Origin of the sequence: Paenibacillus lautus NBRC 15380 (assembly GCF_004000945.1) — a bacterium.
Lineage (GTDB): Bacteria > Bacillota > Bacilli > Paenibacillales > Paenibacillaceae > Paenibacillus_AQ > Paenibacillus_AQ lautus.
Window position 1 is genome coordinate 316,577 of the sequence record NZ_BIMF01000003.1, and the last position, 12,841, is coordinate 329,417.

Below are 12,841 nucleotides of genomic sequence, written 5' to 3' on the forward strand. Positions count from 1 at the left end.
TTCTACTCCTTGCCTTCGCTTTTTCGTTCCGATAATGAAGTTTCAATAATGGCATCCAGAAGTCCGCTGAACGAATAACCCGCCGCTTCCGCGCTTCTCGGCAGCAGACTGTTCTTCGTTAAACCCGGGAGCGTGTTGACCTCCAAAATATAAGGAATATCGTCCTTCAGGATGATATCGATCCGGGCATACACCCTGCACTTCAGCGCCTTATAGCATTGAAGCGCTGCCGCGCGCACTCGCTGCTGAAGTTCGGAGGGAAGCTCAATCACTTGCTCATCCGCTTCGCCATCTACGTATTTGGATGTATAATCGAAAAACTCGGAGTTCGGCTTGATGGACACAATCGGGAGCATCTCGCCATTCAAGACCGGGCAAGTAATCTCTTCTCCCTCGATCAGTTGCTCGATCATCACGGAGCGGTCCCACCCCAATGCCTCTTCAACCGCGGAAGCTAGGGCATTCGCATCACGCACGATCCGAGTGCCAACGCTGGACCCGCCTGCGTTCGGCTTCACCACGACAGGAAAACCAAGTCCCTCCACGTCGGCGGCGGCCAGCTCCTCCATACTGTTGACTATGATCCAATCGGCTGTATTCAATTCCTCGTACCGCAGCAGCTTCTTGCTCAGGTCTTTATCCATGCAGACACTGCTGGAGAGAACGCCGCTTCCGGTATACGGAATGCCCAGGGAGTCGAGTGTGCCTTGCACCGTCCCATCTTCCCCGTATTGCCCGTGCAGGGCGAGCAAAGCGATATCGATGCCTTCGGTTTTGCTGATCAGCTCGCGTTTATCGTTAATCTCGATCGGATAGACCTCGTAGCGGCTTTTATCCAGATGAGCTATCATCTCTTTGCCGGTCATTAGCGAAACTTCCCGCTCGGATGATACGCCTCCCATGATGACGCCAACCTTCATGATGTTCCCTCCTAAAAAGTTTAGTATGACAGCACTCCGCATGCGGATTATTCTTCCGATCTCTGTTGCCCTCAGATTTCCACTGATTTGAATATTCATTGTTGAAATCCGACCGCAAAGGAGCACGCTGCGCTTCTCCAGAATAATTCCGCCTTCTCCGTTGAAGTCAAAAGATTTCTCAGAGAAGCATTCCTTGTATGCTAATCAGCACTTCGCATGCGGATTATTCTTCCGATCTCTGTTGCCCTCTGATTTCCATTGATTTGAATATTCGTTGTTGAAATCTGCCGGCAAAGGAGAACGCTCCGCTTCTCCAGCATAATTCCGCCTTCTCCGTTGAAGTTGAAGATCTCTTATTCAGGTTGAAACACCTTTCAACCTGTTAAACAGCATCATACTTCGCATTTGCTTACGTCCTGGCATTTTTGCAATTTATTTCTTATTAGCATCATTTCGCTTCATCAGTTGAAAACCGACTTTTTCTCCAGTTTTCGCTGCTTCTATTTTGCTCTGCTTTATTACACCAGCTTCCTTGCCGCCTCGCCGATGATGCGAATCCCCTTCTCGATGTTCTCGTCGGAGACGCGGGAGAATCCGAGACGCATGGTGTGATGGCCCCCGCCATCGGTATAGAAAATGTCGCCTGGCGTGAACACCACGCCCTGGGCGGAGCAGGCTTCCAGCAGCTCGCGGGTTCGGAATTCGGGACCGAATTCAACGAACAGGTGAAGCCCGCCGTCGCCGGACAACCGCTCCATCGGGATCCACTCCTCGCAGCAGCGGATCGCAAGCTCATATTTTCGCTTGTACTCGGCCTTCGCCTTCTTTAAATATTTTTCGAAGTTGCCGTTGTACAAATATTGAAAGAGTAGGGATTGATCCAGGGTTGATGTGTGGATGCTGCGGGCGCGTTTCACGCTCTCCAGATAATGAATCAGGGTCTTGTCGGCTAGCACCCATCCGACTCGCAGGCCGGGAAATAGGATCTTCGAGAAGCTGCCCAAATAGATCACGCTGTTATTCTCGCCGCCAGCACATGCAACGAGCGGCGCGATGTGCGAGCCCGAATAGCGCAGCTCTTCGTTGAACCCGTCTTCGATGACGGGAATCTCGTGCTCATTCAGCAGCCGGAGCGCTTCCAGCCTCTTCTGGTGGGACATCACGATTCCTGTAGGATTATGATAGGAAGGCACAAGGTACGCCATGTCGTACGTCCGCTCCGACAGCTCGCGCGCGAGCCCCGTCAGGCTGATGCCGTCATGCTCCATCTCAACGCCGGTAATGGCGTACCCGTGCATTTTAAAATTTTTAATGGCTGTATGATGGGTGGGATTCTCGCACAGGATGCGGCCATGCCCTTTGTTCAAGGCCGATAACACTAGACTTAAGCCTTCCGTAAAACCGCTGGTGATCAGCATATCCTTCCCCTCAATATTCACGCCCTTGTTCTCCATATAACGGAGAAGGTAATCAATAAGCGGTTTATAGCCCTTGGCGTAACCATAGTTTAGAAGTACATCGCCTTCAAGCGACATCCGGTCCAGGAAAGCACGCTTGACATTTTGCAGGTCGAACAGCTTCTCATCGGGAGCGATGCTTGTAAAAGATATGGAGCCCTTCTCGGCTCGAATACCGTGCTTCATCAGATCATGCGCTTCCGCAAGCCTGGCGTATTCGTTCAGGCGAGGACCCCAGTCCAGCCGTTTGCCAACGGGCTGCAGCGAAGCTCCGCTGATCGATGGGGTAACAAAGTGCCCCTGCCCTTTGACCGCATAGATATAGCCTTCGTCCTCCAAATCCGAGTACGCGCTCAGCACCGTATTGCGGCCCACTCGAAACAGCGCGCTTAGCTCACGCGTGGAGGGAAGCTTCTGATCGGCTTGCAGCGCGCCGGTCGTCATCAAGCGCTTCATGTAATCTTTGACTTGAATATACGCCGGGCGGTCATTCGCCAACTTGAAATCCAAATACATCGTCCGTTCCCCCTTGCTCTTATGATGGCATATTTTCGGAGATACCACTAGAACCACGACAGGCCTCTTTCGCCTCAGGCGTGGTTTACCCGGTAACGGCTAAACGTTCGCAGAACCCCCAAACATCTCATCTCTATGATCGGTCTGCCCTTAACATCGGTATACCTTAGAAACACGCCATCTTCCCTAATCATGGAACCATACGGGAACTCGCCTAAGCAAGTATGCATCCGGGAAGAAACCATCCGGCAAGGAAAAGGCAGCCGTTATGCAAATCAAAAACTGCCCCACCTTCAGAAGAAGATGGGGCAGTCTTGCGGATGATTCATGCGGCCTAAAATGGCCTGATTAGTCTAAATAAGTCGACGGCCCGCTTACTTTACAACCAAACTTTCCTTAATCTTATCGTTGATCCACTGCCGCTTCGACAGCAGCCATTCCTGATCCCTCGGGTACGTCTTGAAGGTGATCGGCTCTTCGAGCCCTTCCTCCAGCGCCTGCAGCACAGCCTCCCTGCCGATCTGCGTCTCCAGCAGTTGAAGCGCTCTCAAATCCTGAAGCGCTTCCTGGAATACCTTCAGCCGAATGGATTCAATCGGTCCTTCTTCACCAGGGTATACCACAAAAGCATCCCCGGAAGGAAAACCGCAATCCGCATCCGTCACCTTGAACGGATCAATGGCGCGTTTCGAGTATTGCGAATTCCAAAAGTTATAACCCCAATGGAGAAATCCCTCGATGTTAAACTTATACAGCTGAATCCCGATGATCCGGTTTCTTGCCGAAGGCAAATTGAAGAAACGGTTGGACACTTCCTTGTACTGGGAACAGCAATAATAGGTCCACAGTGGCGCTACCTGTTGATCCAAAAAAGGCTCAATGTGATTGCTGGCCGGAATCGGACGCTTCACCAGCCCCTGCTCATAGAACGAAATATCGGAGAGCGCGTCAATGATCGGGTAATCCGGCAGCAGCTCGTTCATCAACCGGCTTGCATGACCGTAAGCCTCCAGATGGGACTCGGACGGCTCATCGGATACATGGAAATAACAGCGCTGCTCAAGTCCCCGGCTTTCAATCCAACCGGTGAGGGCCGGTATGAATTGTCTGATGAAGGCATGATACGCTTCTCCGGTCGCATCCGTCTCCCATCCGAACAGCTTCTCAGGCTTTCCGTTCACGTTAGCGATAATCTTCGGCGCATGCCCGGCTCCCCACTGGGTGAAAAGATGCGAGAATTCCAGGTACTGAATCCCATTAGAATTACACAGGTCTGCCCAGCGGTCCAGCTTATCAAACCCAAACGCATACGTTCCATCCTGGGTAACAGCCACGTCTACCAGCTGCACCGTTGGCCGTTCTCCGCCCACTTCCGTATCCAGTGGAGGCGTAAACAATGGGGTCAGAATCATATTGATGCCATGCTGAGCGGCGGTCCGCATAAATTGACCGATCAACGTCCAATGCCGTTCGCTAAAAATCCCCGCCTCGTAGTAGTTCGCCAAGCAATCGGCATGGAACCATTCCGTATGAATCAGCTTCTGGTCCGGCAAGGCTGCCGGAATCACTTCCAGTGTGAATACCTCTTCTCCAAGCGACTCCCCCGATTCCGCTTCAAAACGGATCCGGATTTCATATGTACCGCCCTTGATCTCACCCTCAGGCTGTACCGTAATCCACAAACTTCTCCACTGGTTCGGGCATCCGGTTACTACAGACTCTGATGCCAGAGGCAGCAACGGGTCCGGATACAGCCCGGGAGCAGCTCTTAAGATAAACTCGTCATGATCATGATACGTGGGCAGCTCCGATGGAACCATGCCTACAGAACGGACGGTAATCCGTTCGCTCAACGCGGATTGCAGATGAACCCGGATGTTTTTCAACAAGCGATGGGAACGGTAAGCAACTTGAAACGAGAACGTCTCATTGCCAAACGAAGACCCTCTGTCATACGAGGCTTGGGACAGTTCTTCATCGGCAAATACTTTGGTCAAAGAGCTCAACAGCCGGGTCTCAAATGATACGGAATGGCTCATGCAGGTTACATCCTCTCTACAATGAAATGGGGTACTTTCACGTACATCTTACACTAATCTGGGTGGAACGGAAGGTAAAATTTACGTTTTCGATAAAAAGGAGCCACCGCCCTTTTGCGATGGCCGCCTTATCATGGCATTCCATACCGGAATTCCATACAGGATATCCGCCGGATGTTAGAATGCTCCCATCAATCCTTCGAGCTCCGGTATACTTCAAAGCCCGACAGGCGTGGACACCATCTCGATTCCAAAATGGTAAGCCGGATATATTGAGCCCGTACAGCGGGAAAACGGCAGATACGTTTGCGCCCGATCACCGTCCCGGATTGGATCGCGTGCCAGTTCCCATTTTCCATATATTCAAGCTCGAAGCGCTCGATCCGCTGCCCGTACCGGTATTCAGCCAATACGATATGATCGAAATCGATCGCTTGCCCGAGGTCCAGCTCAATCACGGCGTATTCCGTACCCTCCTCGGGACTCCAATACGTATTCTTGCTGCCATTGACCATATTTCGAGCATCCGATCCGGCTTTCGTCTCGGATGCCGTAATATCCGCACCGGCAGCCAAATTGGTATCAAACGTTGTTCGAATGGCGTCCCCGAGCTCCTGCAGACGCTGCAGATCGAACTCATGAACCAATCCGCGGGTATCCGGCGGAATATTGAGTAAAAATGTGGCATTGCCGCCAACCGAGCCGTAGTAAATATGCAGCAATTCCTCCAGCGATCGGACCTTATCATCTTCGGACGCATGATAGAACCAGCCGGGACGGATCGAGGTATTGACTTCGGCCGGATACCATACCAGCTCCCTCTCGCTCTGAATGACGCTCCGGCTGCCGAGATCCTCTTCGCTCGATTCATAGCGGCGCGAAAACGCCCGGTCATCGGTTTGCTGCGACTTTTCCTGGATCGCTTCATTCTGGCGCAGCGACGCGGGAACGACGCTCCACTCCGACTCCCTGCAATGCCCCGCCTCATTCCCGCACCAGCGAATATCCGGTCCGCATACCGAGATGGCGGCATTCGGCTGCAGTTCCCGAATCAGGGCATAGTACGCTTCCCAATCGTATTCCTGACGCTTGCCGTTCGGGCCTTCGCCGCAGGCACCGTCAAACCAGACGCAGAATATCTCGCCGTAGCCGGTCAGCAATTCTCTTAATTGGTTCAGGAAAAATTGATTATACCTCAGCGAATCGCCATATGACGGTTCATGCCGGTCCCACGGGGATAAGTAAATGCCAAACTTGATCCCCCCTCTCCTGCAGGCATCGGCAACCTCTTTTACCACGTCCCCAAGTCCGTTTCGCCAAGGACTGCTCTTCACGGAGTGCTCCGTATATTGACTCGGCCATAAACAGAAGCCGTCATGATGCTTGCAGGTAAGAATCAAGCCGCGCATGCCGGCGCTGACACAAGCGCTCACCCACTGATCCGCATCCAGCTGCTCCGGATTGAACAGCGCAGGATCTTCTTTTCCCGTGCCCCATTCCATATCCGTGAACGTATTGATGGTAAAATGAAAGAATGCGTAGAACTCCATCTCCTGAACGGCTAATTGACGTTCAGAGGGCTTAATATTGGCAGCGTATTCAATGAAATTGTGCAAGCGATACACCTCCTATACCTCTATTCTTGGTTGTCTAATGCTTTCTGATGAATCTCCAGATACTTATCCAGCTGCAGTCCCTTAAATCCGCTGACATAGGCATCCCAGTCCTTCTCGATGTCCTTGCTGCCGGTTACAAATTGGGCCAGATTCGATTTCACGTAATCCTGAATCGTCTTCTGAATCTGCGCGATGAAGGTGGCGTCTTTCGGATCGATGAACACATCCGTCGGGTACACCAACTCCGGTTTGGCAAAAGGCTCGTATTTCTTCGCAGCCAGCCACAAGCGATACTCATAAGCTCCGTTGCCAAGCGGATCTTCCGGAGCGACAAAGGATTCGCGGAGGGAGTTCACCATCAGCATCGTTCCAAGCTGCCACCAGGTTACGTCAAGCGATCCCTCGGGCACATCCCGCTTCAGCGCTTCGTATGCGGCCGGCTCGCCATTGTAATCAAGCGCACCGGACTCCGCCTTCCGCCATCCCTCTCCTTCAAAGCCCCAGGAGGTCATCACGGTGCCTTCTTCGGAGAACAGGTAATCCGCCAGCTTGATCGCCGCGATCCGCTGCTCCTCCGTCGCTTTATTCGTAATGACAAACGATCCATCCCCTGCTCCGACGCTATAACCTGCAAGCTGCACGCCATTCGGTCCTTTCAGCGGGGGAACGACATCGTATTCCTTATGGCGGGGCTTGGCATCGGTTGGTTCCAGCACGCTGCTGATCAGCGCATAACCAACGGCGCCGACCACATTGTCCGTTTTGTTGCCGAGCTGCTTGACGGCATCGCCGTTTTGGGTAAACGCTCCTTTGTCGATCAGTCCTTCGCTGTACAGTTTGTTGAGATATTTTAAACCTTCCTTCCACTCGGACTCAGCCGCGGACAAAATCACCTTGCCATCCTTCACGCTTAAATAAGTCGTGCCATTGTTATATATAAAAGCATTCATCAAAAAGGCATCAACTCCTCCTCCCCACACATCGAGCGAAGTGGTCATCGGAATTTCGTCGGCCTTGCCATTGCCGTTCGGATCCTGCTCCTTAAAGGCTTTCAACACTTCATAGAACTCATCGGTTGTGGTTGGCATCTCTAGACCTAACTTCTCAAGCCAGGTTGTATTGATCCACATCCGCTGGCCATACGTACAGTGCAGGCACTCATTCACCTTCGGAAGCGCATAAATATTGCCGTCCGGCGCGGTCATCGCCGATTTTAAATAGGAGACTTCCTCCAACGCTTTTTTAATGTTAGGTGCATGCTTGTCGATTAACTCATTCAAGGGGATAAAGGCCCCTTGCATACCATACTTGATCTGATCCGCCTTGGATATGCCGGCATTCATAATGAGCGCCGGATAGTCTCCGCTGGCCAGCATCAGCAGTTTCTTGTCGTTGAATACCGCGTCGGGCGTCGTATTCCATTTGAACGTAATCCCCAGCTTCTCTTCGATATGCTTGGAGAACGGATTGACATCGAGGCTCTCGATGCCGGCGGACTGAGGAGCGAATACCGATAGTTCAACGGGTGCCCCTGACTCCGGAGGGCTTGCCGGACCTTCAGTTCCTGTTTCACTTGTCTTGCCGCAAGCGGATAGAACCAGCACTGCCACGAGAACCAGACTTAAACCTAATCCAGTGAACCTTTTCAAATCAATTCCTCCCTAATATGGAATACCTGCCCGTACTTCGTAAGCGAAACCGTATTTTTGCATATACCCCCTATATGTCCGAACATCGGAAATACCCTATTCTATAGTGCCGGCCTCACCTCCTTCACGAAATAGGAATCACCCTTTCAAGGACCCGATCATTACGCCTTTGACAAAATACTTCTGCACAAACGGGTAAATGATCAATACCGGGGCGCTTGCTACCACGATCAGCGAATACTTCAGCAAATCCTTCAGCCCTTCGCGGACCAGCAGCTCATTCACGTTTGTCACCATCTCGGCGCTGACGGAATTCAGGATCAGAATATCCCTCAGGAAGATCTGAAGCGGAAACAGGCTGCTATCCTTCAAATAAATCAGGGCATTGAAATAGGAGTTCCAATGGCCGACGGCATACATCAGCCCGAGCACGGCCAGAATGGGCTTCGAAAGCGGAAGGACGATTTTAAGGAAAAAGGTAATGTCGCTGCTCCCATCCATTTCCGCCGCTTCGGCCAGTTCATCGGGGATCGTCGTCTGAAAAAAAGTCCGGGCGATGATGACCTGGAATACAGCTAGCGCACCCGGTATAATCATGGCCCAGCGCGTGTCGAGCATGCCGAGCGACTTCACGAGCAAATAGTTCGGTATGAGCCCACCGTCAAAAAACATCGTGAACACCAGCAGCATCATAATGATGTTGCGAACGTAAAACGTTTTGCGGGCGAGCGGATAGGCAAGCATCACCGTGAATGCGACGTTTACGATCGTGCCGACAACGGCATAGAACAGCGAGTTGCCAAACCCGATCAGAATGTTGGAATTCTGGAACACCGCTTTGTAGCCGATCAAGGTCACATCCACCGGCCACAGCCACACTTTGCCCGAGGACACCGCACCCGGGGAGCTGAAGGATGCGCTTACAATATGCAGCAGCGGAAACAGAATGACGATCAGAACGACGGATAAAAACAAATACACGATTCCAAGGAAAATCCGGTCTGCAGCGGACTCCCGTACGGTTGACCTGCTCATGCGATTCCTCCTACCATAGACTTGTGGATGAGACTTTTCGGGATACGTAATTGACGATAACCAAGAGAATGAAATTGATTATGGAATTGAAGAGGCCGATGGCGGCAGAGAAGCTGAAATTTGCTCCGAGCAGACCGACCTTGTACACATAGGTGGAGATGACCTCGGACGTGTTCTGATTGAGCGGGTTTTGCATGAGATAAATTTTCTCAAAGCCCAGGCTCATCAGGTTGCCCAGATTCAATATGAGCAAAATGACGATGACCGGAAACAAGCTGGGAATATCGATATTGATGATTTTTTGAAGCCGGGTTGCCCCGTCCACTCTTGCCGCCTCGTACAGATCGGGATTGACTCCAGCCAAGGCCGCAATATAGATGATGGCGCCGTAACCGGTGAACTGCCACACATCGGACCAGACATAAATCGACTTGAACAGTTCCGGCACGCCAAGGAAATCAACGGTCTCAAGCCCGAGCGCCCGGAACAGATTGCTCATCAGCCCCGTGTTGGGCGAGAGGTTCACGATCAGAATCGAAACGATGACCACCGTTGAAATGAAGTACGGCGCGTATGTCACCATCTGGACGGTTTTCTTGAAGCGGCCGTTCCTGATCTCATTCAGTGCCAGCGCCAACAGAATGGGTGCAGGGAAACCGACCAGCAGGCCGTACAGGGAAATTTCAAGCGTGTTGCGGACATACTGCCAGAAGAACGGAGCATCGAATAATTGCCGGAAATAATCGAATCCTACCCAGGGACTGCCGAATATCCCCTGTACGACGTTGTATTCCTTGAATGCAATCAAGACGCCGAACATCGGAACGTATTTGAAGAGGATGATGTAGACTAACGGGAAGAACACGAGCAGGTAGAACTGCCAGTGCTTTATCAGCTTCTTCCTCGTTCGGTTCATGGGCTTGTTCGGTGGTAGATTCGTTGGTGCCTGTGCATCTGCAGGTACTGGGATTGCGCTGCTCATTCGAGCCAATGGGGTCACCCTCCTTCGCTTTGTGTTGATCCTAAGTCTAGAGCGGACGGCTGCATCCGATCAATAAACAAGATTCTCCGAATCAACGTATTTCCGCGGGCAAGGTGTAATTTTAGGGCAGCCAGGCCGTGAGGCCGATAAACCTTTTTCCGTCGCTAAACCAATCTCCGCTTACAGCAAAAAGGCCCGCGGGACGGTTCATCCGCAGGACTCTCTACTTGGTTCATATAGGCATGGAAGGGCTCAGAAGGGTGGTTAGTTCCCGTACTTCTGCTGCCTAAAAACAGCTTGCTCACGGTAATCCCCCGGTGACATCCCCATCAGCTTTTTAAACATCCGGCCAAACGAGATGGCATTGGAATACCCAACTTCGGTCGCGATATCTTGTACAGGCAGCAAGGTCTCTTCGAGCAGCTTCCGGGCATGGTTCATCCGCAGCTCAATTAAATAATCCACGAATTTCTGGCCGGTCTCCTCCCGGAACAGCTTGCTCAGCGTCTTCCAGTTCATATTGAAGCGTTCGCTTAAATAATTGAGAGACAGATCCGGATTACTCGAGTTCTGCTCCATAAACAAGCGCACCTTCTGAATCGTGTCCGCATGATTTCGACCCTCCATGAGAGCGAGCATACTGTCGTACAGAGCGGATAAAACCTCCCCGAACTCCTGTTCCAGCTGCTCCAGTGTATAGGATGATTGGAGCGCGTTCCGTAAGGCAGGCTGCCCCTCTGTCAGCCACAAATCCTGATATTCTTTTGCCATGCACGACATTTCACGTCCGAGCGCGTACATCATGTAATCCACCAGGTTCACCACGCCGTCCCGATCCAGCATGTTTTGTCCAATGTTATGGATGAGGGCATTGTATTTCTCCAGCCAATCCCTGTTGACGAGCCGGAAGGATTGAGCCATCGAACGGATCAGGTTCAAGAAATCAAAGGCGTGGCCCCGCTCCTCCCCGGATACTTGGGTGTAATGAATGATTCGGTTCTCGCCGAGGATCATTTTGTATTTCAATGCGGTGCGTGCCTGCTCATAGGAGTCCGGAATATCCGTATATCGCTCCGCTTTCTCCCCCATACCAACGGTTATGGTCAGCTTCAGATGCTGCTCCACCCACTGGCGGGCCTGCTCAAGCAGCGTGACCACGTGCTGTGCTGCGTCCTGGTCATCCGCCATCGTCATCACGCCCAGCTTCGAAGCGGATATCCATTCTGTCCAAACACTCGTTTCCTGCCCTGCTGCAATTTCTTGAACGACACTTTTGAGGGCAAATTTGATCAAATACTGGTCCTGCTGCGGGTACTGCTCGCAGAACAATGGATATTTATCGATTTCGATGACATTGACGATCTGTGATTCGGACAAGTCCGGCAGTCCCATGGCGTCCCGCTGCTCGTTCCACTGCTCCAAATGGGACGGGTACTGCCCCTCCATCAGCTGCTGGAACAGATACGCTCTGCGCAGCAGCAAATCCTCACGATGCTGCTGTTGAAAGCTGCTCGCCTGTTCCAGCATACTTTCGAGTGCCGATTCGATAAATGCGAACTCATCCTGTTTACTGTTATGGATCAGCGCGCTCGTTTTAGACTGGGAATAGTTATGAATCCGGGACACGATGGCTTCAATCGGCTTATAGTTTCGGCGCGTAACCAATACGATCCAGACGACCCCGGCAACGCACATGAGCAAGCCGACGATAAACCAGATATTGTACAGCTGGCTGACGATACCAACCACTCTGCCTTGGGTAAGACCTCCCTCATATACCCACCCGGTATAAGGCGAAACCGCCTGGGAGACAAGCTCCCCACTCTCTGCCATCGAGGTACCGGGGAGCATGGACTGCCCCTGCGTATCCTTCATATGAATAAAACTAACATCGGGATTGACCATGCCCTGAATCATGTTATGTATGGCGTCCACCTTGATATTGACGGCAATAACACCTTTCCCATGGGTAACGAAGGGTGCATCTCGTACCAGGGTTACCACATGCTGCATGCTGTTGAAGCTGAACTCCCGGAAATTCCGCATAGCACTCCACTTTGCTTCACTATTGACCTGGCCCAAATAAGGCTTGAGAAAGTCATAATCCGCATAATCCTGCAAGTTGAACGAGGACGAAGTAGTCAGGACGAACTCATCCTGGGTCCGCACGAGCACCATGGAATCGACAAGCGGATTGGACACCTTGAACTGCTTCATGGCCTTTACGGCCTGCATGTTCAAATAGACGTTGTCCTGATCCTCATGATTGAAAAATCCCGACATATCGGGGTTGAACAGCAATTCCTGCACGAGCATCTGATCGATGGCCTTCAGCGAGTTGTCCACCGAACGCATCGCCTGATGAATCATCGTCTCATTGGCCTGAATCGCACCTAGCCGAGACTGTTCCCCAAGCATCTGGAAAAATACAAAAAACACAAAGGAAATCACGATAAAGAAGACCGGCATATACGATAAAAGCTGACGGTAAAACCATGCTTTTCTTCCCATAGGCACCCCCCTAAAGCGAACTAATTCCTTATCTCATCGCCGATTTGAAGTAATTTCATCATAGAAGAATGCGCGGGGTTTACCAACACTTTTTTGGAGCGCGGAAGAAAAACAAG

At 51.7% G+C, this 12,841-nt stretch carries 8 protein-coding genes; all 8 read right to left on the minus strand.

The features are described 5' to 3' along the window. Positions 1-2 precede the first annotated feature (2 nt). The 8 genes from PLA01S_RS08605 to PLA01S_RS08640 all read right to left on the minus strand — a co-directional run bounded on the left by PLA01S_RS08605 (position 3) and on the right by PLA01S_RS08640 (position 12,725). The gene (locus tag PLA01S_RS08605; RefSeq protein ID WP_127591611.1) at positions 3-920 is read right to left on the minus strand and encodes a D-alanine--D-alanine ligase; all 918 of its coding nucleotides are present in this window, start codon (positions 918-920) and stop codon (positions 3-5) included. A gap of 518 nt (positions 921-1,438) precedes the next feature. Further along, a complete protein-coding gene (locus tag PLA01S_RS08610) occupies positions 1,439-2,893 on the minus strand; it encodes an aminotransferase-like domain-containing protein (protein ID WP_127591614.1) in 1,455 nt (484 codons plus the stop codon). A gap of 374 nt (positions 2,894-3,267) precedes the next feature. Further along, positions 3,268-4,932: a DUF4091 domain-containing protein gene (locus PLA01S_RS08615; RefSeq protein ID WP_127591616.1), complete on the minus strand. Its 1,665-nt coding sequence runs from the start codon at positions 4,930-4,932 to the stop codon at positions 3,268-3,270. A 191-nt stretch (positions 4,933-5,123) separates the two neighbouring features. After that, positions 5,124-6,548: an alpha-L-fucosidase gene (locus PLA01S_RS08620; RefSeq protein ID WP_127591618.1), complete on the minus strand. Its 1,425-nt coding sequence runs from the start codon at positions 6,546-6,548 to the stop codon at positions 5,124-5,126. 20 nt (positions 6,549-6,568) lie between these two features. Then, positions 6,569-8,197, minus strand: a complete 1,629-nt coding sequence (locus tag PLA01S_RS08625; RefSeq protein WP_127591619.1) for an ABC transporter substrate-binding protein — start codon at positions 8,195-8,197, stop codon at positions 6,569-6,571. 138 nt (positions 8,198-8,335) lie between these two features. After that, positions 8,336-9,232, minus strand: coding sequence for a carbohydrate ABC transporter permease (locus PLA01S_RS08630; protein WP_100538546.1), 897 nt, complete (start codon positions 9,230-9,232; stop codon positions 8,336-8,338). 10 nt (positions 9,233-9,242) lie between these two features. Beyond that, positions 9,243-10,214, minus strand: a complete 972-nt coding sequence (locus tag PLA01S_RS08635) for an ABC transporter permease (protein ID WP_371860407.1) — start codon at positions 10,212-10,214, stop codon at positions 9,243-9,245. A 264-nt stretch (positions 10,215-10,478) separates the two neighbouring features. Beyond that, positions 10,479-12,725: a helix-turn-helix domain-containing protein gene (locus tag PLA01S_RS08640; protein ID WP_127591623.1), complete on the minus strand. Its 2,247-nt coding sequence runs from the start codon at positions 12,723-12,725 to the stop codon at positions 10,479-10,481. Positions 12,726-12,841 lie beyond the last annotated feature (116 nt).

Bases quoted from the DNA above. Each gene is read 5' to 3' on its own strand.
- PLA01S_RS08640 (WP_127591623.1), bottom strand. From the start codon at position 12,725: ATGGGAAGAAAAGCATGGTTTTACCGTCAGCTTTTATCGTATATGCCG.
- PLA01S_RS08615 (WP_127591616.1), bottom strand. From the start codon at position 4,932: ATGAGCCATTCCGTATCATTTGAGACCCGGCTGTTGAGCTCTTTGACC.
- PLA01S_RS08605 (WP_127591611.1), bottom strand. From the start codon at position 920: ATGAAGGTTGGCGTCATCATGGGAGGCGTATCATCCGAGCGGGAAGTT.
- PLA01S_RS08610 (WP_127591614.1), bottom strand. From the start codon at position 2,893: ATGTATTTGGATTTCAAGTTGGCGAATGACCGCCCGGCGTATATTCAA.
- PLA01S_RS08635 (WP_371860407.1), bottom strand. From the start codon at position 10,214: ATGAGCAGCGCAATCCCAGTACCTGCAGATGCACAGGCACCAACGAAT.
- PLA01S_RS08630 (WP_100538546.1), bottom strand. From the start codon at position 9,232: ATGAGCAGGTCAACCGTACGGGAGTCCGCTGCAGACCGGATTTTCCTT.